General features: G+C 55.0%; 19 protein-coding genes and 5 pseudogenes. 7 read left to right on the top strand and 17 right to left on the bottom strand.

Annotation, left to right across the window (positions count from 1 at the left end; all coding sequences use genetic code 11):
- Positions 1–160: 160 nt before the first annotated feature.
- The 5 genes from lpdA to ACR0ER_RS23085 are packed head-to-tail and all read right to left on the bottom strand — an operon-like array spanning position 161 to position 6105.
- The gene (lpdA, locus tag ACR0ER_RS23105) at positions 161–1522 is read right to left on the bottom strand and encodes a dihydrolipoyl dehydrogenase (RefSeq protein ID WP_480770900.1); all 1362 of its coding nucleotides are present in this window, start codon (positions 1520–1522) and stop codon (positions 161–163) included.
- Positions 1523–2779 carry a dihydrolipoamide acetyltransferase family protein gene (locus ACR0ER_RS23100; RefSeq protein WP_480770899.1) on the bottom strand — a complete coding sequence of 419 codons (1257 nt, stop codon included), beginning with the start codon at positions 2777–2779 and terminating at the stop codon, positions 1523–1525. It abuts the gene before it with no gap.
- Positions 2780–2782: 3 nt separating this feature from the next.
- Positions 2783–3796, bottom strand: a complete 1014-nt coding sequence (locus tag ACR0ER_RS23095) for an alpha-ketoacid dehydrogenase subunit beta (RefSeq protein ID WP_480770898.1) — start codon at positions 3794–3796, stop codon at positions 2783–2785.
- 3 nt (positions 3797–3799) lie between these two features.
- On the bottom strand, positions 3800–5035 hold the full coding sequence (locus ACR0ER_RS23090) for a thiamine pyrophosphate-dependent enzyme (RefSeq protein ID WP_480770897.1): 1236 nt from the start codon (positions 5033–5035) through the stop codon (positions 3800–3802).
- The gene (locus tag ACR0ER_RS23085) at positions 5032–6105 is read right to left on the bottom strand and encodes a Leu/Phe/Val dehydrogenase (protein WP_480770896.1); all 1074 of its coding nucleotides are present in this window, start codon (positions 6103–6105) and stop codon (positions 5032–5034) included. Before ACR0ER_RS23085 ends, ACR0ER_RS23090 begins: the two co-directional genes overlap by 4 nt.
- 152 nt (positions 6106–6257) lie before the next feature.
- On the opposite strand from ACR0ER_RS23085, the gene ACR0ER_RS23080 reads away from it, so the two are divergent.
- Positions 6258–6725 carry an Lrp/AsnC family transcriptional regulator gene (locus tag ACR0ER_RS23080; protein ID WP_170331350.1) on the top strand — a complete coding sequence of 156 codons (468 nt, stop codon included), beginning with the start codon at positions 6258–6260 and terminating at the stop codon, positions 6723–6725.
- A gap of 124 nt (positions 6726–6849) precedes the next feature.
- On the opposite strand, the pseudogene ACR0ER_RS23075 reads toward ACR0ER_RS23080, so the two are convergent.
- Positions 6850–7492 (bottom strand): annotated as a pseudogene (locus ACR0ER_RS23075) (IS6 family transposase).
- A 63-nt stretch (positions 7493–7555) separates the two neighbouring features.
- Positions 7556–7858 (bottom strand): annotated as a pseudogene (locus ACR0ER_RS23070) (glycine betaine ABC transporter substrate-binding protein); the annotation flags it as partial.
- A gap of 270 nt (positions 7859–8128) precedes the next feature.
- Here ACR0ER_RS23070 and ACR0ER_RS23065 point away from each other — a divergent pair.
- A complete protein-coding gene (locus tag ACR0ER_RS23065; RefSeq protein WP_480770895.1) occupies positions 8129–9103 on the top strand; it encodes a LysR family transcriptional regulator in 975 nt (324 codons plus the stop codon).
- Between the two features lie 7 nt (positions 9104–9110).
- On the opposite strand, the gene ACR0ER_RS23060 is transcribed toward ACR0ER_RS23065, so the two are convergent.
- Positions 9111–10634, bottom strand: a complete 1524-nt coding sequence (locus ACR0ER_RS23060) for a trimethylamine methyltransferase family protein (RefSeq protein WP_480770894.1) — start codon at positions 10632–10634, stop codon at positions 9111–9113.
- 191 nt (positions 10635–10825) lie between these two features.
- On the opposite strand from ACR0ER_RS23060, the gene ACR0ER_RS23055 reads away from it, so the two are divergent.
- Both ACR0ER_RS23055 and ACR0ER_RS23050 read left to right on the top strand, forming a co-directional pair.
- Complete coding sequence (locus ACR0ER_RS23055; RefSeq protein ID WP_480770893.1) at positions 10826–13261, top strand: GcvT family protein; 2436 nt, start codon at positions 10826–10828, stop codon at positions 13259–13261.
- Between the two features lie 7 nt (positions 13262–13268).
- Positions 13269–13391 carry a hypothetical protein gene (locus ACR0ER_RS23050; RefSeq protein ID WP_480770907.1) on the top strand — a complete coding sequence of 41 codons (123 nt, stop codon included), beginning with the start codon at positions 13269–13271 and terminating at the stop codon, positions 13389–13391.
- A 177-nt stretch (positions 13392–13568) separates the two neighbouring features.
- Here ACR0ER_RS23050 and ACR0ER_RS23045 read toward each other — a convergent pair.
- The 4 genes and pseudogenes from ACR0ER_RS23045 to ACR0ER_RS23030 form a co-directional block, all read right to left on the bottom strand.
- A pseudogene (locus ACR0ER_RS23045) lies at positions 13569–14262 on the bottom strand (IS6 family transposase); the annotation flags it as partial.
- 55 nt (positions 14263–14317) lie between these two features.
- Positions 14318–14635, bottom strand: a pseudogene (locus ACR0ER_RS23040) (transposase); the annotation flags it as partial.
- Between the two features lie 188 nt (positions 14636–14823).
- A complete protein-coding gene (locus ACR0ER_RS23035) occupies positions 14824–16119 on the bottom strand; it encodes a hypothetical protein (RefSeq protein ID WP_480770892.1) in 1296 nt (431 codons plus the stop codon).
- 283 nt (positions 16120–16402) lie between these two features.
- Entirely contained in the window at positions 16403–17971 is a 1569-nt protein-coding gene (locus tag ACR0ER_RS23030; protein ID WP_480770891.1) for an arylsulfatase, read from the bottom strand.
- Positions 17972–18104: 133 nt separating this feature from the next.
- On the opposite strand from ACR0ER_RS23030, the gene ACR0ER_RS23025 reads away from it, so the two are divergent.
- Positions 18105–19100 (top strand): helix-turn-helix transcriptional regulator, encoded by a 996-nt coding sequence (locus tag ACR0ER_RS23025; protein ID WP_480770890.1) that lies wholly within the window; start codon positions 18105–18107, stop codon positions 19098–19100.
- Positions 19101–19244: 144 nt separating this feature from the next.
- Here the strand turns inward: ACR0ER_RS23025 and ACR0ER_RS23020 are convergent, their stop codons facing one another.
- Both ACR0ER_RS23020 and ACR0ER_RS23015 read right to left on the bottom strand, forming a co-directional pair.
- Positions 19245–19826 carry an N-acetyltransferase family protein gene (locus ACR0ER_RS23020; protein ID WP_480770889.1) on the bottom strand — a complete coding sequence of 194 codons (582 nt, stop codon included), beginning with the start codon at positions 19824–19826 and terminating at the stop codon, positions 19245–19247.
- An 18-nt stretch (positions 19827–19844) separates the two neighbouring features.
- Positions 19845–20330: a GNAT family N-acetyltransferase gene (locus ACR0ER_RS23015; protein WP_480770888.1), complete on the bottom strand. Its 486-nt coding sequence runs from the start codon at positions 20328–20330 to the stop codon at positions 19845–19847.
- 30 nt (positions 20331–20360) lie between these two features.
- On the opposite strand from ACR0ER_RS23015, the pseudogene ACR0ER_RS23010 reads away from it, so the two are divergent.
- Positions 20361–20505 (top strand): annotated as a pseudogene (locus ACR0ER_RS23010) (integrase); the annotation flags it as partial.
- Between the two features lie 252 nt (positions 20506–20757).
- The gene (locus tag ACR0ER_RS23005) at positions 20758–22983 is read left to right on the top strand and encodes a tetratricopeptide repeat protein (RefSeq protein WP_480770887.1); all 2226 of its coding nucleotides are present in this window, start codon (positions 20758–20760) and stop codon (positions 22981–22983) included.
- A gap of 79 nt (positions 22984–23062) precedes the next feature.
- Here ACR0ER_RS23005 and ACR0ER_RS23000 read toward each other — a convergent pair whose 3' ends face one another.
- Genes ACR0ER_RS23000 through ACR0ER_RS22990 form a run of 3 tightly spaced genes read right to left on the bottom strand, consistent with a single transcriptional unit; the run spans position 23063 to position 26204 of the window.
- Positions 23063–24025 carry an enoyl-CoA hydratase/isomerase family protein gene (locus ACR0ER_RS23000; RefSeq protein ID WP_480770886.1) on the bottom strand — a complete coding sequence of 321 codons (963 nt, stop codon included), beginning with the start codon at positions 24023–24025 and terminating at the stop codon, positions 23063–23065.
- Positions 24026–24040: 15 nt separating this feature from the next.
- Positions 24041–24904, bottom strand: a complete 864-nt coding sequence (locus ACR0ER_RS22995) for an enoyl-CoA hydratase-related protein (RefSeq protein ID WP_480770885.1) — start codon at positions 24902–24904, stop codon at positions 24041–24043.
- 22 nt (positions 24905–24926) lie between these two features.
- Complete coding sequence (locus ACR0ER_RS22990; protein WP_480770884.1) at positions 24927–26204, bottom strand: CaiB/BaiF CoA transferase family protein; 1278 nt, start codon at positions 26202–26204, stop codon at positions 24927–24929.
- Between the last annotated feature and the right edge of the window lie 145 nt (positions 26205–26349).

The raw sequence follows: 26349 nt of genomic DNA, 5'->3' as shown, positions 1-26349 counted from the left end.
ATGCCCTAGAAGGACCGGAACGTTGGCCTGCTCAAACATTGCTTGTGTGGTTCCCCCACTCTGCATGGCCCCGGCATCGCGCCAACAAAAGCCCTATTCGGTTATCAAAAAAGTACAGCGGGACAACCGAAGCAGGTCTGACAGACTTTCAGCCTTAACTTCAGAAATGCAGAGCTTGGCCCAGAGCCCTCAAACACGCTTCCTGTAAGCCTTCAGATTGTGTCGGGTGTGCGTGGATGGTTGCACCGATGTCCTCGAGGCAGGCGCCCATTTCGAGGGCGATCGAGAACGCCGCCGAAAGTTCCGACATCTGCGCGCCGACAGCCTGAATGCCCACGACAGCATGGTCGCTTTCGCGCCAGACCACGCGGACAAAACCGTCTTCACGTTCGCAAGTCATGGCCCGCCCATTGGCTGCCAACGGGAATTCAGTGGCTTTTGTGCCGTCAATCTCGCCGGGCAAAGCGCCACAGGTGACGATTTCGGGATCGGTGAAACAAACTGCCGGGATCGCGCGTTTGTCCCACTCTACGGTGTGACCCGCGATATGTTCGGCAACCATTTTGCCCTGCGCCATGGCGCAATGCGCAAGCATGGGCTCACCCGTAACGTCCCCGATTGCATAAATGCCCCGCATTGAGCTCTGACAGGTCTCGTCGATCTGGATGAACGGCCCATTCAGGGTTAGCGACAGTTCCTCGACACCGATACCTTGGGTGCGCGGGCGGCGGCCGACCGTCACCAGTACCTTGTCGGCTTCAACATTGCCCTGATCCGTGGCCAAAACACCATCTGAAAAGCCTTGCGCCTTGGTGTCAGTCATGACCGTGACATCCAGAGCTGCCAGACGTTTCGCCACCGGTGCGGTCAGCGCTTTGTCATAGGTGGGCAGAATAAAGGATTCCGCCTCGACCACGGTGACTTTGGAACCCAGTTTGGCAAAGGCCGTACCCAGTTCCAGCCCGATATAACCGCCGCCAACAACGGCAAGGCTTTCAGGCACGTCAACCAATGCCAGAGCTTCGGTCGAGGACAGGATATCGCCGCCAAATGGCAAGAAGGGCAGTTCGACCGGAGCCGAGCCTGACGCGATGACGATGTATTCGGCGCTGATTTCGCGGCTCTCGCCATCGGTATCGCTGACCAATAGGGTCTTGCCATCCAGAAAACGGGCGCGGCCCGACATGAACCTGACACCTGACTTTTTCATCAGGCCTGAGACACCGGCATTCAACCGGCGGACGATACTGTCTTTCCAGACAACAGTCTGGGCGAGATCGATTGTCGGGGCAGCGGCGGTGATGCCCAACGGGCCATCATTCATCGCTGTGATCCGGTGAAATTCGTCAGCTGCGTGGATCAGCGCCTTTGAAGGGATACAGCCGACATTCAGACAGGTGCCACCGGGCTTGGCTTCGTCCACCACGATCGTGTCGATGCCCAACTGGCCCGCACGAATGGCACAGACATAACCGCCGGGACCAGCGCCGATGATCAGCAACTTACATTTCAGGTCCGACATTCAGCCCTCCACAAACAGCATGGCCGGGGTTTCCAGCAAGGATTTCAGTTTCTGCACGAAGACCGCCGCATCCCAGCCGTCGACCACGCGATGATCGAAACTGCACGAGATGTTCATCATCTTGCGCGGCTGGAATTGTTGACCGTCCCAGACCGGGCGGATCTGCATCTTGTTGACGCCGACGATTGCCACCTCGGGGTGGTTGATGATCGGCGTGGTGGCCAACGCTCCTAAAGGTCCGAGTGAGGTGATTGTAATGGTTCCGCCCTGCAGTTCCTCGCGCTTGATCGTTCCGTCACGTGCGGCTTCGGCCAGGCGGGTCAACTCAGCGGCATTGTCCCACAGGCTGCCCGCTTCGGCGTGGCGGATCACCGGCACGTTCAGCCCATTTGGCGTCTGGGTGGCGATGCCCACATGCACTCCGCCATGACGATGGATGACACCGGCCTCGTCATCAAAACGCGCGTTCAGTCCGGGCTGTTCACGCACCGCCTCGACAATCGCGCGCATCAGGAATGGCAGCATGGTCAGCTTTGGCCTGTCACTCTTGTGCTTGTCGTTCAGCGCCACCCGCAGCGCGTCGAGAGACTCGATTTCAACCTCTTCGACGATGGTGATATGCGGGATCTGGCGTTTCGAAAGCTGCATCTTTTCGGCAATCTTGCGGCGCATACCTATGACGCGCACCTCTTCGATGCCGGTATTTGCACCACGGGTGATCTGACCCTGCTGAATTCCACCCGAGGCAATCCACTGGTCCAGATCGCTGTGGCTGATCCGCGAGGCCGGACCGGACCCCGGCACCTGACGCAGGTCGATCCCTTCTTCACGGGCGCGGGCGCGAACGGAAGGTGAAGCCAGCGGCTTGGTGCCTTGGGCGCGCGCCACCGCAGGTGCGGCCCGCTCAGGAGCCCTTTTAGGCTCAGGCTTGGGCTCGACCGTCGACTCTGGCTCAGGCTCCGGCACAACTTCGGCCGCCTCGGTCACTGGAGGCACTTCGCCTTCGTTGCCTTCGCCGTCGACCTCGATGCGGATCAGAGTGGCACCAACAGCCATCAATTCGCCGATCTCGCCACCCAGTTCCAGAACCTTGCCATCCACCGATGATGGCACTTCGACCGCAGCTTTGTCGGTCATCACCACAGCCAGAATATCGTCTTCCCTGACAATATCGCCGGGTTTGACCAGCCATTCGGTCAACTCGGCCTCGGCAATGCCTTCGCCAATGTCCGGAAGGCGGATGACATGCACGCCCATGGCTCAGTCCTCCATCACTGTTTTGAGAGCATCACCCACCCGCGCAGGGCCCGGAAAGTACTGCCATTCCTGAGCGTGTGGATAAGGTGTGTCCCACCCGGTGACCCGGATAATGGGCGCTTCGAGGTGATAGAAGCATTCTTCCTGCACGAGGCTTAGCAGTTCGGCGCCAAAGCCGCAGGTACGCGTGGCTTCATGCACGATCACACAGCGGCCGGTCTTTTTCACCGAAGCGGTGATCGCATCCAGATCCAATGGCATGAGTGTCCGCAGGTCAATCACCTCGGCGTCAATACCGGTTTCCTTTGCGGCGGCTTCGGCCACGTAAACCATGGTCCCGTAGGTCAGCACGGTCACATCCGACCCCTCACGGGTGACCTTGGCCTTACCCAGAGGCACGATCTCATCATCTTCGGGCACGGCGCCCTGGGCGTGCTTTTTCCAGGTTGTCAGCGGCTTGTCATGGTGCCCGTCAAACGGCCCGTTGTAGAGACGCTTCGGTTCCAGGAAAATCACCGGATCAGGGTCGGCAATCGAGGCAAGCAACAGCCCTTTGGCGTCCGCAGGGTTTGACGGCATCACCACCTTGAGGCCCGACACATGGGTAAACAGAGCCTCTGGGCTCTGGCTGTGGGTCTGGCCGCCGAAAATACCGCCGCCAGTGGGCATGCGGATGACAAGCGGGCAGGTGAAATCGGCGTTCGAGCGGTGGCGCAGACGCGCGGCCTCACTGACGATCTGGTCATAGGCGGGATAGACATAATCGGCGAACTGAATCTCGATCACCGGTTTCAAGCCATACGCGGCCATACCGATTGCAGTACCGACGATGCCGCTTTCATTGATCGGCGCGTCGAAGCAGCGGCTCTTGCCGTATTTCTCCTGCAAACCGGCGGTGCAGCGGAATACCCCGCCAAAGAACCCAACATCCTCACCGAATACAACCACGCGGTCGTCAGCCGCCATGGCCACGTCATGGGCATCGCGAATGGCTTCGATCATTGTCATTTGGGCCATCTGTCAATACCCCGCCTGCTGACGCTGCCGGACCAGATGCGGCGGCATCGTTTCATAGACGCCTTCGAACATATCGCGCGGGGATGGTACCTTGCCGTCGCCCAGCGTACCGACGCTTTCGGCCTGTTTCTGCGTCGCAGTGACCTCATCCATGATTTCGGCCTCGGCCTGGGTATGGCGTTCCTCGGACCATTCACCGATCGCGATCAGATGCTGTTTCAGTCGCTTTATTGGGTCGCCCAGCGGCCAGGCACTGGCTTCCTCACCCGAACGATAGGCCGAAGGGTCGTCCGACGAAGAATGTCCGCCCGCGCGGTAAGTCACGTACTCAATCAAGGTCGGGCCCAACCCCCGGCGCGCACGTTCGGCGGCCCATTTGGCAACCGCATGAACGGCCAGATAGTCGTTGCCATCGACACGAAGCGAGGGAATGCCGAACCCATGACCGCGCGCGGCAAATGTGCCAACGCCACCCCGGGCGATCCCCTGGAAGGTCGAGATAGCCCATTGGTTATTGACGATGTTCAGGACCACCGGCGCCTTGTAGGTAGAGGCAAATACCATCGCCGCATGAAAATCGCTTTCCGCGGTTGAACCGTCGCCGATCCAGCCAGCGGCAATCTTGGTATCCCCCGAAATGGCCGAGGCCATGGCCCAGCCCACCGATTGCACAAACTGCGTACCCAGGTTGCCTGAGATTGAAAAGAACCCGTGTTCCTTCGAGGTATACATAATTGGCAACTGCCGCCCGTGCAGCGGGTCTTCGGCATTGGAATAGATCTGGTTCATCATCGTCAGCATCGGATAGTCCACCGCGACCAGAAGACCGGCCTGACGATAGGTCGGGAAGTTCATGTCACCGGGGCGCAACGCACGAGCAAAGGCACAACTGATCGCCTCCTCGCCCAGATGCTGCATATAGAAACTTGTCTTGCCTTGGCGCTGCGCCATCAGCATGCGCTTGTCAAAAGCGCGCAGGGTTAGCATATGTCGCAAGCCGGTACGCAGTTCATCTGGTGTCATTGCACCTGCCCATTCACCGATGGCCTGCCCTTCTTTGTTCAGAACCCGAACAATCGAAAAAGCCATGTCACGAATGTCATCCGCGGCAACATCGACCGGCGGCCGGAGGACCTCACCAGCGCGGGGGATTTCAAAGTCCGAAAAATCCGGCGTATCGCCTGGGCGGCATCCCGGTTCAGGCACGCTCAGCGAAAGCGGTTTGGTTTCTTCGCTCATGCTGCACCCTCCTGTCGATGGTCACAGGCGCGTTCGAGAATATCATCGACAATCTGATCGGCGACCCTTGTGGTCGATTGGCCGGTGCGCCTTGAAGTTGCGAGTATCTCGGCAATACGCGCCGCGATCTCCTTGAGCCTGGACTGGCGATATGTCTCACCCGCCCTGTGGATTTCACCTGCCACGCTGATGATGCCGCCCGCATTGACGACATAGTCTGGCAGGTAACGAATTCCGCGTGCGCGAAGGGTTTCGGCCACAGAGTCTTCGGCCAATTGGTTGTTGGCTGCGCCGCAGACCAGACGCGCCGACAGATTCTCTGCGCTGCTATGGGTCAGAATGCCACCCAGAGCACATGGCGCGAAAACATCCATCTGCACGTCAAAGACCTGATCCACAGGGCAGATATCCGCACGTAACCGGTCGCGGGCCAAGTCCAGCGCGGCCTGATTGATATCTGATACGATAAGTGACGCACCAGCGGCATACAATTTTTCCGCCAGGCTCATGCCCACATGGCCCAGACCCTGCACCAGCACGCAGCGTCCGGTCAGATCGTCGCTGCCGAACACGTCGCTGGCACCAACCTTCAGGCATTGGAAAACCCCTTCGGCGGTAAAGGGTGAAGGGTCGCCGCTGCCATGCTCACCCCCTTCAAGGCCAACGGCGAAATCCGTTTCCTCTGCAACAATCCGAATGTCTTCGGGCGAGAAACCCACATCTTCGGCCGTATAATACTGCCCCTCCAGCGCATCGACAGCGCGACCAAAGGAGCGCAGCATTGCCGGAGTTTTGTTTTTTCGGGCATCGCCGATGATCACCGATTTGCCACCGCCCAGCCCAAGACCGGCCATGACATTCTTGGCCGTCATGCCGCGTGCCAGTCGCAACACGTCCTCACGCGCAGCGTCACGACTGTCGTAAGCCCACATTCGGCAGCCACCTGCCGCCGGGCCACAAACTGTCGAATGAAGGCAGATGAAGGCCTGTAACCCGGTGCTGGAATCCTCGACAAAAGTCAGGCGTTCATATCCGGGCGGCGGAGTTTCTTCTGTCAGGATCAGGGGCATGATTTCACCATTTGTTTGTATGGCTGGGTGCAGTCGTTTCGATCCGTCAGGATCATCACTTCCAGCCTATGGTCCCGTGCCGGGTTGAAAAACTTCTTTTCCAGGGTATTTTGAAAGAAACTGAGCGCTTATTACTACCAATTGAAAGATTTATAGTGCCTTTCACTACTGATCAGGTGGATCGAGAGATTCTTCGCGCGCTGCAAGAGGACGGACGTATGTCATTGGTCCAACTGTCGGAACGCATCGGTCTGTCCGCCACACCATGCAAACGCCGGTTGGCGCGCCTCGAGGAAACCGGACTGATTTCAGGTTATAGCGCCCGCATCGACCGTAAAACGGCGGGTTTTCCGATCACAGCTTTCGTCTCGGTCGAACTCGAGAGGCAAGACGCCGAAAAAGTGGCCGACTTTCAGCGTCAGGTCGCATTGTTTGATGAGGTTGTGACCGGAACATTGATGACCGGCGCACAGGATTTTCTGTTGGAAGTCGCGGTCGAAAGTCTCGAGGAGTTTGAGACCTTCCTGCAGACAAAACTAATGCGGCTGCCGGGTTTACGCGTTGTACGCTCGCGGTTCGCGCTACGCCAATTCATCAGTCGATCACGCATCCCATATTGAAAGCCCCAGCCGGTCAATGACCCTGGTGGTGTTTTCCCTTGATCGGTTCGTGAATTTGCAGCTTTCGGCTGGGTGCTGTCAGACAAACTCGAACCAGGCTCAGCTAGCCCAGTAGAGCTGCCCTTTATGCCGCACCAAGTTCGCGCCACCCTGAGAGGGCGGCAGAGCGTGTCACCTTGAAGGTGTCTCGACTGGCGAGAGATCTTTCCTGGTTGAAGTGGTTGTAAACGGAGGAATGGACTGAGGCGAATTTCTGTAAACTTCGCATGCGCCTAAAACGCTGCATGGCGCGTTCGCGTCGTCGAAACGGCAGATGCGAATTCTCGACGCGGTTATTGAGCCACCTGCCCGTCATTTGGTTTTCCAGGGCACCCAGATCTCTAAGCGCAGCCTTGTCGGATGCGAAGCGATCCGTAACGACGGTTTCCGCTTTGCCGTGCTGCTTCATCAATTTCCTGAGGAATTTCAATGCGGCCTGCTTGTTTCGGCGTTTGGTGACGACTGCCTCCAGCACTTCGCCCTCATGATCCACGGCCCGCCAGAGGTAGTGCCGCTTGCCATTCACTTTCACGATACCCTTGTCCACGTGCCACTTCCATTTGGAGAACGCGCAGCTGCTGAATACGATTCCGTCTGATCTCAGCAGCAAAGATCGGGCCGAAACGGTTCCACCAATACCGCACTGCCTCGTGGCTGACTTCGATGCCACGCCCATACAGCAGGTCTTCTACCTTTCGAAGCGATAGCGGGAATCGAACATAAAGCATCACCGCAAGGCGGATAGGGCAGTTGTGGAAGCGATTGCCAACCAGTTCAGGATTGGCCAAGATGCCTTCGATCGTGGTCAGTTCCGGGTGCGCTTCGGCCAGGTAGGTGGGAATCCACGACGCTTCGACACCGCCATCCGATAAAACCTTAGCACGTTCAACGATGGCACCGCTTTCGATCAGACCCGGATAGGCCGGGGCACCATTGGTCCACATCTCGGTCAGAATATCCGGCTCACCTGTTTCCGCCACCGAAGCCAGCGCCGGGGTCGTGGCTAACGGCACTATAGTGACCGTGCAGCCATAACCTTGCTCTAACAGAAATTTGCTAACCTGCGTCACAATGATCGCAGAACCCCTATCCATCTCAGTGATCGAAATCTCACCTCAGTCTGCCTGTGCGGTTCCGGCAACGCCAAGAGAGACCACGGCCATCGCCTCGAGCGGTTTAAAGTTCCTGTCATCCTCAGCTGTTTCTTTTCAGCACCTTATGGCGCCGTGTGATTTACGAAGCAGAAGGTTTCACAATTTTCGTTTCAGACCGAAAGCTCAGCTATTACTTTGAGAATTTGCTACTAATACTGTCACTCTGTCGAATTTAAGAACCTACAGTTTCAGCAAGATGGGCGGAAACCAATGCCTCGTCACTCTGCCGCGAAAGATCTGAGCCTAAAGTGGTTGGAGCTTTTTCAGATTTGCGCACACAAAGGATCGCTGCGGGCAGCATCTAAAGAGACCGGCCTGACGATCAGTACGGTTTCGCACCACCTGCGCAATCTGGAAGATCATCTGGGGATCGAGCTATTCAATCACGCGCGCAGACCTATGGTGCTAACCCCCAAGGGACAGGTATTTTTACGTAACATTGACGACGCACTTTACGCGATCCGCAAAGCCAAGGCCGAGGCATCGGCAGGAACTATAGCTGAGGCGAGCCTGTTGCGCGTTGGGACGATCGAAGATTTCGACAGCGACATCATACCTGAACTGGCTGTTTTTCTGTCGGGGCACATGCCCAATTGCAACTTTGTGTACCAAACGGACTCCAGCCATACGATCATCGACATGTTGGGCAGTCGGCATCTCGATCTGGGGATCACAACCACACCAAATGAACGTGCTCGCGATTTGCAAGAACGCCCTTTGCTGCGTGATCCGTTTGTCGTGGTTCTGCCGCTGGGTTGTGAACGCCCTGTGTCCGATATCGTCGAAGGCCGCAGCGACCTCCCGTTTCTGAAATTCTCTAGCAACCTGATCATTGCGCGACAGATCGACTCGCAACTGCGTCGGCTGGGATTTTCATCGCTGTCCAGTTTCGAATGCAGCAACAACCAGACGCTGATGGCGATGGTTGCATCAGGTGCCGGATGGACCATCACGACCCCGCTGCTGTTCTCCCGCGCAAAGCGGTTTAGCAGCCATCTCAGAATACATCGCTTTCCGGGCAAGAGCTTTTCCCGCACGTTGGCCCTGGTCGCGACACCGGATTGCTCAAGGTCGGTATTGGAACTTGTGGACGGAAAAATGCGCGCCCTGATCTCCGACTATGCAATTGCGCCACAAGTGCAAAGCAACCCATGGCTAGACGAAAGCTTTCGGCTCATCAACTGATAGGCGATCACGGTTGAAGAATGTTGAACCGGGTGCGGATTTCCTTTTCCTGCTCGGGCGTCAGGTATTGCGGCTTGTGCTCTCTCAGTATCTCTTGCGCACGTTCCCGGGCGCGCGCCCAAGCGTCTTGAGCACCTTTCTGAGCCCATGTGCGCGGTTCATCCCTGTCGGCAAGCGAGGGGTAGAAATAGTCGCGTTCCATCGCGGCATAAGTGTGCTGACCACCAAGAAAATGTCCCTCGCCCAGAACTGTGTCACAGATCGCATCAAAGCCTAGGTTTTCGTCGGTCACTTCGATACCCCGCAAGGCACGATAGGTGTTCGAGTGCATTTCATCATCCAAAACGAAGGCCTCAAAGCTCGCCCCCAGCAAGGAAGCGGTCATGCCTGAGCTTTCGTAGATCAGGTTCCCCCCGGCCAATGCAGCAGCCATCGAAGTGATGCCCTTCTCCATCCCGTATTGCGCGTCTATGGCTTTGGCGTCGGTCATAGAACAAGCCACGCCCGAGGGCAGACCAAGCCAGTTTGACAGCTGCGCCGAAGCTGCGTTGAGCACCGCGGTCTCTCCACTGCCGCCTGAGAATGCACCGGTACGCAGGTCAATCACCAGCGGCCAGTTGGAAAAGATCATCGGATAGCCAGGCTGGATTGCATGTACCATCAAGAGCGCGGCCAACGTTTCGGCCAGCGACTGTGCAAGGAACCCGGCCAATGTGGCAGGCGCAGTGGCCCCGGCCTGAGCTGCGGTAATGCAAGAGATCGGGATGTTGTGGCGGATACATTCATAGACGACATCCACCGCATCCTCACCATAGCGCATGGGCGAGATCATCGGGCTGATATGGGCCTTCATAAAGGGGCGTTTGGCGAATTCGCCCGGGCCGCCAGCGGCGATGTCCAGTATCTCGATGATTGGAGCAACATATTCGGCCAGCGTGAACGAGGTCGCCGTGGGCTTGGTTGTGTTCTTCAGCAGCGCAAATACTGTGTTGACGTCCAGATCGTAATTGTCTGAAACATCGGTAGCAACGCAGCAACGGGTGTACCAGCTGACATTAGCCAGCGTGTCCTGAAGCCGGGTTAGGTTGTGCAGATCATCCAGCGTCGACGGCCTGTAGAGGCCGCTGTCCATATCCAGCGTTTGCACCGCAGCGCCGCCGGTACCGAAATATACCTTGTTACCGCCCACTTCGATCGAGCGGTCAGGGTCGCGCCCGTGCAAAACAAAGGTTTTGGCGGCCTGATCGATCGCCTCTTCTACCAGCGCGGGCGGGAACAGGATGCGCCCTTTGCCGTTGTCTGTCGCGCCTATGGCCAAAAGATCGGCTTGCAGACGTTCGGGCACTTCGCCCACGCCCAGTTTTTCCAGCAAGTCCAGCGCGGTGTCGTAGATTCGCCTCAGGTCATCGTCGCTGAGGGGCTTATATGCGCCACCAATCTGACCGGGCGGACAGGGATCAATAGCCGGCTTGGCCGCGCGCTGTGCCAGCCGCTCGCGCCGACCACCCCTCTTTCCACGCTGCCCTGCCATGTTCGCTCCTTATGCAATCGGATTTTGTCGCGATAGAACAAGTTTTGACTCCCCAAATTCAACGATTTCACTGGTGCGCATACAAAATCGAATTTTGATTTCGATTTCTTGTGAACAATGCGCAAAATATTGCGGAACGCACCAATCTTCAGGCCAATCTCGACCAGTTCATTGTCGGAGGCTCGCGTCACATGAAATCCCGCACCAAGGTTGTCGTCATCGGTGGTGGCATTGCCGGATGTTCAACTCTCTATCATCTGACCCAAGAGGGCTGGAGCGACGTGGTTCTTGTCGAGCGCAACGAACTGACCAGTGGCACAACCTGGCATTCGGCGGCGCAGGTGACCAATTTTGGCATGAACCAGACCATGATCGGGCTGAAGACACATTCGATCAACCTGTACAAAGAGTTGTCGGAAAACTCAGAATACCCCATCAACTATCATCACGCGGATGGCGGCATTCGATTGGCTAATACCGAGGCCCAAATGCAGGGCTACCGCCATTTCGCCTCAATGGCGCGGGGTATGGGGGTCGAGTTCGAGGTGATCGATGCCGAAGAATGCGCCCGCCGCCACCCACTGATTTCCACCACAAACCTGCTTGGCGGTCTCTGGGACCCCCTGGACGGCGACATCGACCCTGCGCAGCTGTGTCAGGCGCTGGCCTATCACGCGCGCAAGGCCGGGGCCGAGGTCTATCGCAACACCCCTGTCACCGCGCTGACCCAGCACAGGGATGACACTTGGACCGTGCACACGGAACACGGCGATATCGACTGTGATATCGTCGTCAACGCCTGCGGTTACCGGGTGAATGAAGTGGGCGCGATGATGGGTGTGCATCACCCGGTTGCCTCGATGGAACATCAATATTTCCTGACCGAGGATATTCCCGGCATCGCCGAAGCGGGCCACCGGATGCCGCTGCTGCGCTGCCCGATCAGTGACTATTACAGCCGTCAGGAAAAGGGCGGGCTGCTGGTCGGGTTCTATGAGCAAGACTGCAAAGCTTGGGGCATGGACGGGATTGATCCGAACTTTGTGAACGCCCTCTGCCCCGACGATCTGGAACGTGTCATGGATGTTTTAGCCGGAGCGTTTGAGCGGATGCCTGCTCTGGAAGAAACCGGCATCCGATCCATCGTGAACGGTCCAATCACCTATACCATCGACGGGGCTCCTCTGGTCGGGCCGATCCCCGGTAAACGCAACGCCTTCTGTATCATCGGCCTGCGCGCGGGGCTTGGTGAAGGAGGCGGCCATGGCTGGCTGTTGGCGCAACAGATCGTGCATGGCGAGGCATGTTATGACACGTGGTGTCTCGATCCGCGTCGATTTACCGGCCACACGAATGTTGAATTGACCTCACTGAAAGCCATCGAGGACTATCAGAACGAATTCCGCTTCCACTTCCCGCATGAACACCGCCCCGCCGGACGCCCGGCCAAGACCACACCACTGACGCCGGTTCTGGCCGCAGAGGGTGCCGAGTTCACCGTGGTGAACGGCTGGGAACGCGTCGACTACATCAAGCCATCCCCCGACTTTCACCCAAGCCTTACCTTCAAATTTGACGAAGCCTTTGAAGTCGTCGCAGGCGAGATCAAGAATGTGCAGGAGAATGTCGGCCTGTGCGAGGTGAACGGCTTTAACAGGTTCGAGATCACCGGCACGGACCGCCATGTCTTCCTCGATCGCATGTTCTGCGGCAATGTTACAAAACGCGCGGGCCGTGTCGGTCTGGGCTATCTGCTTAACCATCACGGTATGATCAAGGCAGAGGCCACCGTCGCCAACCTGCCCGCCAGCGACCGCGGCCCCGAAAGGGTCTGGTATGGTTCGGCGGCGGCCAGTGAATATCACGACATGGATTGGTTAACGCAGCACCGGCGCGATGACGAGGATGTACAAATCCGCAGCCTGACCAACGATCAGACCATCATGGTACTGGCCGGACCTAGGGCGCGCGACGTGCTGTCGGCCTGTTCGCGTGGCGACTGGTCGAAAGAGGCCTTCCCGTGGCTTTCAGTCCGCGAATGCTATATCGGCTTTGCACCCGCCACCATCGTGGGCGTCAGCTTCTCGGGCGAACTAGCCTATGAAATCCACGTGCCTAATGCGTCGCTCTATGCTGCCTATCTGTCGTTGCGTGCGGCTGGTGAAGCGCAAGGAATGAAACTCTTTGGCGCGCGCGCGGTGGAATCGATGCGGATGGAGAAGGGCTTTTTGCACTGGAAGGCCGACTTGCTGACCGAGTTCGACCCGTTCGAAACCTCTCTGGACCGCTTTGTAAAAATGGACAAGGGCGATTTCATCGGCAAAGACGCCCTGCAGAAACGCCGCGCCGAAGGCAAATGTAAGCAATTGGTGACTCTTAAGGTCGACGCGACCCACGCCCCGGCCCATGGCGGTGCCTCGCTGATGCAGGGCGACACGGTCGTCGGCACCATCACCTCGGGGGATTGGGGACACCGGACGGGACTTAACCTCGCCTATGCCTTCGTGAACCCCGACCTGGCCGCCGCAGGGACCACAATGCTACTGGATATGTACGGTGATCTTGTGGGCGCAGAAGTCATCCAATCATCACCTTACGATCCGGAATACATTCTGATGCGCAGCTGAGGTCGCCATGACCACAGTGCGCGTCTCAATTCTGACGGAAGCGGGTTTTATCCCGACTGAGCTGGCTTTGGTTCAAAACATCCTGCGCATCGCGGGGCGGCTTGAACCAGACGGCGACTTTGTTCACTAAGTCTGCACGACGCAGCGCGACGACCTGGTCGAAGGCATGGGGGCACTCTTGTGCGTGCGATCCCGTTTGAGACAGACCGTGCAGCGTTGCCAAACTACATTGTTGTTCTGGGGGTGCTGTCAGACAAATTCGAACCAGGCTCAGTTTGCCGCGGAAACCACGAACCCATCCGGAACAAAGCTGACGCCACTCGGCAAGAGCGGCGATGCGTGTCAGCTTGAAGGTGTTTCGGCTTGCGAGTGATCTTTCCTTGCTAAAGTGATTAGAGACGGAGGAATGGACGGAGGCGAATTTCTGTAAACTTCGCATGCACCAGAACCGTTGCATGGCGTTCTGGTCGTCGGAAAGAAAGGTGCGAATTCTCAACGCGGTTGTTGAGCCACCTGCCCGTCTGCTGTTTTTCGGCGGCACCAAGCTCTCTGAGAGCGGCCCGATACGATGCGAAGCGTTCCATCACAATCTCTTCCGCACAGCCACGGCGCTTCAACAATTTCTTGAGGAATTTCAATGCCGCCTGCTTGTTTCGACGTTTGGTGACGACTGCTTCCAGCACCTCACCTTCGTGATCAACAGCCCGCCAAAGATAATGCCGCTTGCCATTCACCTTCACGAAAACCTCGTCTAGGTGCCACTTCCATTCAGAGGACGCGCGCAGCGGCTGAACTCGCTTTCGTCTGGTCTCGGAGGCGAACATCGGACCGAACCTGTTCCACCAATATCGGACGGTTTCGTGGCTAACGTCGACCCCGCGTTCGTGCGGCAGAATTTCGATGTTCCGAAGCGAGATCGGGAATCGGATGTACAGCATCACCGCCAAGCGGATGATCTCGGGACTGGTTTTTAAGTATCTAAAAGAGGCAGGTCTGGGCATGGCAAAAGCTACGCAACCGACCTGCCCTACTCAAGCAAAGCTAATCTGAAAACACCGTCGAGTGATCCGGGATACGCTTATTCAGATCGAAGCGACAGAACCATCGATATGCCAGGTTCAGATGCACCTCTTAGCACAGCCGCCGCTCGGAACGGATGCCGAAGCAATAACCGGCCACCAGTATCCGGATCAGCAACTCGGGACCGACAAATGGACGACCAGTGTGGCTGTAAAAATCAGCGAGATGGGCTTGAATGATGCTCAGATCAACAAATCGATCAATCGACCGAAGCAAGTGATCTTGGGGAACGTGGTTCTCCAATGAGAACTTATAGAACAGCGACAATTGCGCTTCCCGCCTCGGTCCCATCACAGCCAATCCTCCCCCCATTAGAAGAATTGAATCAGCAGTCCATGCGTCTATCAAGGAAGAGTTCTTCAAAAATATACGCCCGAAGCGGACGTTAAATGCCTAATTTCGCAAAGCGCCAAAAAAGCGGAAAAAGCCGTCAATCACAAATGCCATAAATTTCAGCGCGACAATCGAAGGGGTGATCAGGTCTAGTTTTCCTCCACCAGAATCTGCAATTCTCGTTTGATAAGATGCGGAACGAAAATAAAGTCGCCCAAATTTAGGTGTTCCTCGGACAGCAGATCGAAAATCTCTCTTGAAAGAATAACAGGCAAATAGTCTGAATTTCCCGTTGCCACGATCTGATGTTCTGTCTCAAGATCTGAAATATCGTATCCAACCGTCAAATACCCATAACGCTTGGCCTCATAACCAAGACGCGACAGTCTGTGGTAGAACGCAGATCCATACTTTTCCACCCCTTCTGCTGAAGCTCGAAAAAGAATTTGGCGTCCGTCTGCTATATCGATGATCTTTTTCAGGGTCACATCCGTTGGATCGACTAGGGATATATTCTCATACTTATCAGCAATTGTTTGCAATGTTACGGTGTCATGTTCCGAATTGAATAGACCATCCGCCGAAGTCGTCATGAAACGGCTCATTTGCTCTCGATCTCCGACGATCAATATTCGTTTCTTCAGCCAACCATTTGACTTCTCAAGCTCTCTAATTCGTCGAACCGCGATTTCTATGCGATGTGGTGGTACGTCGTACTCTTTCGGGCCGGGCAAAAACAAATGTGTGTCGACAACAGGGAACAATAGGTACTCTCCTGCTTCGTGAGAATTGAATTGTGCCAACACGCGCTCTAAGCCGCCATCACCTTCGCCAGGAGTTAAAGTGCCCCAAAGCGGAGAAAAATCAGGCCGCTTAGAAGATATCGTGGGGCCAATATATGGATTGTCCAACACCAGACTTTTGGCAATTCGATCGCCATCTCCGACAAACAATAGAGAGAAGCCAGGTTGAAAATCAAAGCGTCCTGTCCCCTCTTCGACCTGGCTTCTCAGCTTCTTCTGGGCGTCCTCAACCTGGTCCTTCCAGTTGTTTCTATGTATTTTTCTCCAAAGCAATCTGATCCCTGCAACGCCAAATGCGTAGATAATTATATTTGGCAAGTGATACATAAGGTGTTGTTTCTTCACCGGCTTACCAACGAGACCCCATAGATAGTCCAGAGCTTTAGCCAACCGTTCCGGCAGCAAGAAAAAATCAGGAAGGATTTCTATCAACTTTTCGCCGACTTCTGGAAAGATCACCAGCACGGAGGCAAAAAACAATGAAATCCAACCGGCAACTTTTAACATGAACTTCCCAAAAGAAGTATTCTCGGGAAACTCATGTTCTAGAAAGGCAGGAACATTCTCCGCGGCAATGCGCTCACCCAACTGTATCTGTTGAGTCAGTTTTATTAGCTCAGTCTTTGAGAGCGCATCCGGCATAGCTACCACGCTATTTTGAAATTTCAGACAGTCGTTAATTCAGCTTGGATAGATTCAATCAACTTTAGTAATCATTCACTGGAAAACAAACTGCTAAGTCATCCCCTCTTTTCAGCCTTCATATTCGAACGTGCCCCAAGCGGGTTTTAAACTCTGTCTGTCAAGAAGAAGCTTTTCTAAGTTTACGGATGTTGCGCCACCTATTTACCCCTTAGTTAGTCAGTGACAAAGGCGACCATACAGAGGCCGCCTTCGTACAAGGACTACGCAATCGGCAGGTAAATTACTGGTTTGACCCGGCCATTACCATGTCCATGACATTCTCAAGATTGAAGCTGCCGGGCGCCTGGCGTGGAGGGTATTCTTCAAAGCTCTGAAGCCATTGCGCGACGTAAGCTGAGGCAGGTGCGATCACATACATACGCTCGGCTGCCCAGCGTACATAACCCATCGCGTTTTCTTCCTTGGCGCGCTCAAAGGGGTCCATCCGTAGGTTCGTAAGCGCGGGAAATCGCAAAACCTTGAAAGGTTCAGACCAGACATCAAAGCCATGGGCTTCCTGCTCAAGGAAATTGATCTTCCAATCTCCGCGCCGCAGCGCTGCCACGGACCCATCGTCTGTCCAGTAAATGAACTCGTTGCGTGGCCAGTCAGCCTCACCCCGAAGCGCGGGCCCCAAGTCATATCCATCCAGGTGCACCTTGTATTCTTTGTTGCCAATGGTCAGGCCACTCAGCAACTGCGCCTTGATCTCGGTTTGCCCCACAGCACCGGCAAGTGTCGTGAACATGTCGTTGTGCGCACCGATCTCGTTGATGATGGTGCCCGGTTCGGTCACGCCGGGCCAGCGGATCATTGTCGGCACACGGAAGCCACCTTCCCACTGGGTGTTCTTTTCACCTCGGAACATAGTGGTTCCGCCATCAGGCCAAGTGAAGGTCTCTGCCCCATTGTCAGTTGAGTACATGACGATTGTGTTTTCTGTAATGCCAAGCTCGTCGAGCTTGTCCAGCAACTGTCCGACATGGCCGTCATGTTCCACCATGCCATCGGCATAGATGCCCTGCCCTGTAACGCCTTCGCTTTCCTCTTTAAGGTGTGTGAAGACATGCATACGGGTGGAATTCCACCAGACAAAGAAAGGCTTTTGTTGTTCAACGGCAGTGTCCATGAAGTCCAATGCTGCAACAAGCGTTTCTTCGTCGACGGTTTCCATACGCTTGCGGGTCAGAGGACCTGTGTCCTCGATTTGACCGTCCGCAGATGAGCGGATTACGCCGCGAGGGCCGAAGACATCTGTGAAACTTTGACCATCTGACAAGACCAGATCACGAGGATAGTCTACATTCTCGGGTTCTTCTTCCGCATTGAGGTGATAAAGGTTGCCGAAAAACAGGTCAAAGCCATGATTTGTAGGCAAGTGTTCGTCCCGATCACCCAAGTGGTTCTTGCCAAATTGGCCCGTTGCATAACCTTGCGCGCTTAGTACCGTTGCAATGGTGGGGTCTCGTTCGTCCATACCCTCTGGAGCGCCTGGAAGGCCCACTTTGGTCAACCCCGACCGGATCGGAGATTGACCCGTTATGAAGGCAGCGCGACCGGCGGTGCAGCTTTGCTCGCCATACCAATCCGTGAACATGGCGCCTTCATCCGCAAGTCGGTCGATGTTTGGGGTGCGGTATCCCATGATGCCATTGTTATAAGCGGAAATGTTGAATTGGCCGATGTCATCACCCCAGATGACAAGAATATTTGGTTGTTCCTGGGCCAGCGCAGGCAGTGCCGAAGCAATCATCGACATTCCAGAAACCACTGCCACGCACAGCAGTTTCGCGTTCCTATTCGGTTTCATATCTGCTTCCCTAATAAACAAACTGTGATAGCATGTTAGCTGTTCTCAGGTGGTTCTGCTTACCATTTCCGGTCACGTCCGTTTGTCAGGCCCAGGGAAGCCATCGCCAGATACTTTGAAGTGGGGCCCCGCTATGACGCCATTTGCTTCGGTTCAAGCCTCTGTTGCGCAACCTTTCTTTGACGCCGTGCCGTTGCCGCTGTCGAAAGTTGAGCGCCTGGCAGAGGATGCGGGTCTGCCTGGGTCGATTGTTTCTCAGCCCCGCGGCATCATTTCATTGCGCGCCGCCGAGAAGTTCATGGTAAAGCTCGACCGTCGTATCAATCATCCAACTTATTTTTTAGAGACACTCCGAACACCATCTGCGTCAGAGCAAACTTCTGTGGCAAATATTGCCCTTTCGCGTTCAATCACCGGTGTCGAAGCGGTTGAGCACATCGCGCGGCGCATTTCCGCAATTCTCTATGGCGCAGCGTTCCTGACCGAGCGCGACGGCGCACGCATATGGTTGTTGCGTACAGCGGGCACCACCGACTTCACTGACAATTGGCCGGTGCAGCAATACAACTTGGAAGTTGGATTGCAATCGGTGCGACGGGTCGTCGGCCGTAAGGTCAAGCCTCGTGCCTTGCGTCTATCCAGCCATGTTCGTAAAGCGGATCTTCCAGGCGCATGGCGTGAACTGCCAATAAGTCTCAGCCAACGCACAATGGGTATGGCATTCGATTTGGATGAGTTGCTTGCCAAGGCCAACGGCGTCGTCCTCAAGAGTGAAGCTGCAGGTACGAATGTTGGTATTCAGGAAGCGGATGTTTATTCGATGCGTGCTTGCCTTGAGACTTACCTTGGTCGCGCTGCGCCAGAATGCTTGTCAGAGAGCATGGCCAGAGCATTCGGAATGAGCGCCCGTACATATCGTAGGCATCTCAAATGGTTGGGTCTCTCTCATCGCCAGTTGGTCTCGGACGCACGCCTTTCCAAAGCTGAGGCGATGCTTGCAGATCCCTCAATCTCGATAACCGAGATCTCCTTTGAACTGGGCTACGCCAATTCTCCTGCATTTACACGTTTCTTCAGAACCCGAACGGGACGAACACCGCAGGAATTTAGGCTAAATTATATGCGATAGTGGTTTTGGTCGCCTCAATGCTCTAGACACGATTTTCGCCTGCGTGATCCAATGTATACAATAGAGTCTCGCCGAAGGTATGCGGAACGCTGAACTCATTTGAAATCGGAACTTGTGCTTTGTTTATTCACTTTAGGCTCAACGTCAGGACAGCGACTTGACGAGTAGAACCCAGTTTTCGGTTTCGGTCTCCCAGCCGTCTTTGACGCATGGGGCTTTATCCATCTCAGTGTATCCCTTTCGCTCGTATAAACGTCTCGCTCCCAAGTTTTCATCGGCGACAATAACACTCATTTTTTTGTACCCCGCGTTGCGGGCTATCTCGTCGGCGACATCAAGTAGCTTCGAACCAAGTCCCTGACCACGGTTCTCTGGGTAGCAAGCCAAAACATTGACATACCAACTGTCTAACGCTTTGTTTTCCAGCTCCTGCAAGGGACGGAAAAAGGCTGGGAAGTCATCTCCAATTTCTTCTGGTTCAGATCCAATCCCATAGCCCGTAAGACCGGCAACCGCCCCGTTTCCAAAGTCAAATACCACCACTTGCCCTTCTCGTGCCTTTTCAACCTGCCGCGCGCGACCGACGGCCCAAGGATCCTCGCCGTCCCGTGCCAGCCCGGTCCAGACATGGAGTGGCAGGCCTTCTCCTGCAAAGTTCACCAAGTCCGCAAGTGCATGAGCATCAGCTTCTCCGGCCAATCTCAAAGGCGTTTCAAGTGGTATCATTTTCTCACCCCTAAGAATTCAGAGCGTCAAAGTCATTTCATGCCATGCCATTCCCCCGTGGTCGGAAGCAGAAGGCTTCAGATAACTAAAGCCAAGCTTCTGATAGAGCGGCACGTGGTGTTCTTTGCACATTAGATAGATCGTTGCTTTGTCCATCCGTCTCATCCGTCCGACGAACTCGTCCATCAGCGCCCTTGAATGGCCCCTACCTTGCTCCTCTGGGTCCACTACGACGGACATGATGACGACATTAGGTGCGTCGGGGTCATGCCCCACAAGCTCCGTAAATTCCTCATCAGACATTTCGACTTCATGGGCACATCCGCAATTGATAAAGCCAACAATCTCGTCTTGTTCCCCAAGAATTAGGAAACCATCGGGATAGACCTCGATCCTCTTGGAAATCTTTTCAAGGGTTGCTGCTTCGTCGCCTTCATAGGCAGCAGTTTCGATCTCAAAGCATCGCTGTGCGTCGGATTGTCGGGCATTTCGGAACTTGCTCATGCATTTACAGTATGCGCGTTGGGTCAAGTTGCAAAGAGGCGGACAAAGGTGACCCAGATCTACAAGAAAACCGGCAACTTGCGCGCAGTTCAAATTCTGCTTGGACAGCACAGTCCGGTATTCGGGCGTCGAGCTTGAAGACGCGCTAGCAATCGCTGAGGCCAATGAAACCTAAGAATTTGGACCGTCTTCGCGGGCGACCCGAACCGGTCATTGAGCTATGTAAACTGATGCTGCGACGCGGCCCGCCGAACCTGCCGTTCGCTGGGATCGCAAAATCAAAGGTTGGCTGAACTCACGCGACGCGGGACGATGTCGACGTTGATTTTCTTCGTTGGGGCAACTTAGCTTCCTAGTGACGGCCCGCAGGTTTTTGTGTTTATTATGCGAACCAATTTCAAAAATTCGAGAATTCCTCGAGGAAGAAATGCAGAGTGCACACGGGATCAGAAGGTTAGCTGCAATCGCCGCAATCGATATGGTCGCGTATAGTCGGTTGATCGAACAGGACGAAGCGGACACTCTTATTCGCCTGAAAGTCATTCAGAAGGACGTGATCGAGACACTGGCATCAGAACATGGTGGTCGGATCGTCAAAACAACTGGCGATGGAGCGTTGATCGAATTTGATAGCACCGTTAACGCGGTGACATGGGCCGCTGCATTTCAACGCCGCATTGCAAATCTTGAGATCGACAGCGAAGAACACAAACGCATTGCTTATCGCGTTGGCGTAAATGCCGGCGAAATTGTTGTCGATGACGAAGATATTTTTGGGGATGGCGTAAACTTGGCTGCCCGGCTTGAAGCTTTGGCTGACGCCGGCGGCATAATGATCTCAGAAGGCGTCTTCAAAAATGTAATTGGCAAGGTGGAATTGGGATTCGCTGATGCGGACGAGCTGTTCGTCAAAAATATCTCGCAACCCGTTCGAGCCTATCGCGTATTGCTGGACAAGAGCGACGCAGGAAAGTTTGTCCCATTACCCAAGTCGGCAGTATTCAAGCGAAAAAGCATATTTGCAAGCGCTGCTATATGCGCCACGGCTGGTCTTGCTTTGTTCGTATTCACCTTTGTTTTTCCAAGGGAAGAAACGCGGAATTCAAAACTTCTAGTTGTTCCGTTCGAAGCCCACACCCCTTCGGAACAAGTATTCGCCGATGCGGTCACAGAGAACTTGCATTTATCCTTTGCACGTCTGAAGCAATTGGAGATTACACCTTATAGTATCGCAAAATCTTATGAGGGGATCGACGTCGAAGAAAGTCAAGTGGCTCAGGATCTGGGCGTTCGGTACGTCTTGGATGGTTCAGCAAAATCGAACAATGGGGCAATTGAAATTCATGCTCGACTTCGGGATGCATTGGCGTCGGGCGACGACGTGGTTTGGGAACAGGTTTTTCAGGGAGAGGCTGATCAACTGCTGGACATGCTTGTAACGTTGAAGCTGAAAGCAGCGGGCACAATGGAGGTGAAGCTCAACGAAGTAGAGCGAAACATTCTAGAAAACCGGCCAACGCAAAACCCGGCGGCTTACGTGGCATATGCGAGTGGCAAGAGGCTGCTAGATAGTAAAGACTTCACGGACATCGGAAAAGCGCTTCCTTTGTTTGACGAGGCAATGTCGATGGACCCGCAGTTCACCGACGCAAAGTTGGGGAGTGCCGAAGCCAACTTCCAGATATGGGAGGGGAGCTTCAACACGATCAAGTTTACACTTGATGCTCAGACTTCATTCTCCGAGTTGATTGAGCAGGTTCTTCAAAGCGATCCGCGCAATCCTGAAGCCACTGCCCTACAGGTTCGCGCTCTTATAGAGCAAATCGAACCAGACCGTGCTCTCGCTCTGGCGAGGGGCTCCGTTTTCAATGATCCAACCAATCCAATGCTCCGCCTTGTTCTCGGAATGAGCCTGACCTCCGAAGGAAATTACGAAGAAGCAATTATGGAATTTCAAGAGTATGAGCAATTGTCGCCAAGACTAAATTCTGGCGAAAAGGGAGATCTAGCATGGAACTACTTGCGCGCTGGCAACAGCAGGCGAGCGCTGGATCTGCTGAACAGTATCCCAAAAGAAGAATTGCGTGAACAGCATTATCGGAATCTCGCAGAGGCAAATTTTCGGGAAGGGGACACCAAGGCTGCACAGGCTTACATGGACTTGTTTCTGAAAAACAATGTCTGGCTCAATCTAAACTGGATGAAGCCGTGGTTTGCAATCTACAAGGATCCGCATGCTTTTTCCGTTTTCGAAGAAGCAATGTTGGGAGCGGGGTTGCCAGAGTGGCCTTTCAACTTTCACGAAGGGCGCGAGGCTGACCGCATCGCTCATAATGAATTGGTTCTTTTGCATTCAGGTGCTTTCGAAGAACAGCACTCCGTTGGGCCGTTCGGTGCTCCTTATTCAGAGGACCGTAATTCAGATGGAACGATAGTGATGAATTTTGAGTGGATGAATGGAATACCATTGTCCGGAACGTGGAGGATTGTTGGCGATCAGGTATGCCGAAACATACCCTCCGTGCACCAGGGGCGCGATCTGTGCCATTTTCTCTATCTCGATCCTGAGAAATCAACTGATGACCAGTGGTATGTTACGGCGCCATGGTCGTTTGGCATCGTGAATTCCGTGTTCGCCAGGACTGACAAGTGACACGAACCAAACCGCCCACCTCGCTCTTTTGCTCCCGACCCTTGGAGCCGACCTATAGACTTTAAACAAGAAAACAAAGTCACGCAGGCTGCCAGTTGGGTGAGTGATCCTTGTCGACCAACACTGCCCGCACGCCCTCGGCCAAGTCTGGGTGACGAATTGAACGGCGCATTGCTTCAAACTCTTGCCCCAGACATTCCGACAGAGACAACTCCTTACCGTTTTGCAGTAGAGTTAAGGTTTCCTGCAAGCTGTAGGGCGACACTTTATTCAGCACCTTCAGCGCGTTCGTTTTCGCACTGCTGTGCCGACGCTCCAAACATTCAAAAATACCGCAAAGACTTGCTTGGTCAAAACACATGGTGGTTTCCGCCAGTGTCAAAGTACTCGGCTGATAACCAACCGTCGCACACAGATCAGACAAGATATCGTTGATGGGCCGATCAGTATGACACAACTCGCCGCGAAGCTCAGGCAGGGACTTTGCTTCGGTCATATGCGTCGAAACACCAAGCCCATGAGCATCAAAGCCGCGAACAGAAGCGCCTGTCAGCCCCATCCAAATCCCGGCGTAGTGCCGCATTCGCGAAAGAAAATAACTTCCTCCCACATCGGGAATAAACCCGATGGCGGTTTCCGGCATGGCAAACACCGCGCGTTCGGTCGCTATCCGGTAGGTGCCATGAACCGAAAGGCCCATTCCACCGCCCATACAGATCCCGTCAATTAGCGAGATATAGGGTTTTGAGTATTGTGAGATCCGTTCGATCAGAGCGTATTCTTCTTCAAAGAAACGCTCGGCCTCGTCGAATTTGCCTTCCAGGCTTAACTCTCTGACCCTGCGCATATCTCCGCCTGCGCAGAAGGCCCGATCATGGTGCGATTGCAGGACGACACAGTGAACCTCTGGATCGTCCTGAAACTTGCTAAGCGCAGCATCTATGTCCCGGACCATCTCAAGGTTCAGCGCGTTCATCGCCTTTGGCCGGTCCAGGCCTATCACCCCGGCCCGGCCTTGCTTTTCAACTACAACGTAGGTCACGTCTCTGTACTGCCGTTAACGGTTACGGAATACAGGGGCGCGTTTTGCGATGAATGCAGCCATGTCTTCCTTTTGACCATCGGTCGCAAAGGCAGCTTGGAACAATCGGCGTTCATGCAGCACACCGGCCGAAAGACCTGTTTCAAGCGCATTGTTTACCGCTTCCTTGGCCATGGCCACGGCAGGGGCATTCAGGCCCCCAATCTGATGGGCAGCCTCCAAGGCGGTTTGCAGCAGATCTTCAGTTGGCACTACGCGGGCCACGATCCCGGATGCCTTGGCTTCGTCCGCACCAATCGTGCGCCCGGTCAGAATCAGGTCCATTGCAAAGGCTTTGCCGATGGATTTGGTCAGGCGCTGAGATCCGCCGATACCCGGCAGAATGCCCAGCTTGATTTCCGGCAAACCAAACTGAGCGTCTTCGCTGGCAATGATGAAATCACACATCAACGCCAGTTCGAAACCACCCCCCAAAGCAAAGCCGCTAACCGCTGCGATCACCGGCTTTTTGATAAAGCGCATCTGATCCCAATCGGCAAAAATGTCATTTGCCAACAGGTCCACCAGGTGCTTTTCCGCCATTTCCTCGATATCGGCACCGGCTGCAAAGGCGCGCGGGCTGCCGGTGATGACTACGGCACCGATCCGATCATCTGCGTCAATCTCTTTCAAGGTCTGCATGACCTCGTAAGCCAACTGAAGGTTAAGTGCATTCAGGCTTTTGGGCCGGTTCAGAGTGATCAGGCCGACGCTTTCGCGCCGCTCGACAATGATCTCTTCAAGCGTAGTGCGAACTGGTTTCTTTACGGTTTCTTCTACCTGTGCATCGGTGTTGATGCTGACAGGTTTTGCCTTGGCTTTGGCCTTGCTGGTCGTCATGAGTTTTCTCCTGGAATGTGCTTCAGCTTTTCAGACCAAACTCGGTCCAGTTCGTACCCTCAGCGGGCGCTTCAATGTCTTGGCGTGTCTTGGCCGAGACGTTGTGGTCATAGGCTTCGAACCCAGCCATCTTTTCGGCCAGAATAGCCTCACGGTGCTCGTTCAACCCCGGTGCGACCTGCGGCTCGGTGGGATCCATGTCTTTGTAAGCTGAGAGTTTGGTGGGATTGCCCGCAGTGCGGAACGGTTTCTTGCCCTGCCCCTCGACGTGAACGATCATGTTTCGCGACAGAAGCTGCGGATGATCCAACAGGCGATCGATCGTGTTGATCGGGGCGCATGGGACACCGGCCTCATTCAATGCATCCAACCAATGCTCAACCGGTTTTTTCGAAGTTACAGCATCAATGGCTGCGACCATCTTGGGGCGGTTGCGCACGCGCAAGTCGTTGCTTGCAAAGTCGGGGTCCAGAGCCAATTCCGGCGCTTCCAGAGCATCGGCCATCAACAGGAACAATTGGTCATTCCCTGCCGCAATCACGAAACGCTCGTCTGCCGCCTGAAAAGTCTCGAACGGTGCCAGCGATGGGTGACAGTCGCCTGTCCGTGTCGGCACAACATTCTCAACGTCATAGCGCGCAAGGGCTGTTTCCATCAGCGCGGCCTGACAATCGAGCATGCCGATATCAACCCGCTCGCCTTGTGCGTTCTTGGTGCGTTTGTACAGCGCCGACAGAATGCCAATCACGCCGAACAGGGCCGCGCCGAGATCGCCAAAGCTGGTGCCGACACGCGCGGGTTGTTCACCGGGCCAACCGGTCAGGCTCATGACGCCGCCCATGGCCTGAACCACCATGTCATAGCCGGGCAGATCAGTCATCGGGCCGGAATGACCAAAACCCGAAATCGACGCATAGATAAGATGCGGGTGCGTCTTGGCCAGACGTTCCGCACCATATCCCAAACGGTCCATGACGCCGGGGCGGAAGTTTTCCACCAGAACATCCGAGGTGTCCAACAAACGTTCCAGAAGCTCACGATCCCGGGGCGATTTCACATCCAGAACGATGCTTTCCTTGCCGCGGTTGAAACACATGAAATATGCGCTTTCAGCGTCAACAAACGGGGGGAAGGCGCGTGTGTCGTCGCCCGTCCCAAACTTTTCCACCTTGATCACGCGTGCGCCAAGATCAGCCAACACCATTGTGCAATATGGCCCTGCCAACACACGCGAGAAATCCAGTACTGTGATCCCCGAAAGAGGCCCACCTTCCAGTTTTTCGTCTTCAGGTTTTTGCATGGTTCCTCCTCCCAACCAGACGGTTACCTTGCAACCGGCATGTTGAATTCAGCACCTTTGGAGATGCTCTCGGGCCAGCGCTGCATGATGGACTTCTGCTTGGTGTAGAAGCGGACGCCCTCTTCGCCATAGGCGTGGGTGTCGC

The sequence above is a fragment of the Ruegeria sp. CH8 genome (assembly GCF_056536985.1).
This window is presented reverse-complemented; position numbering and strand designations above follow the sequence as displayed.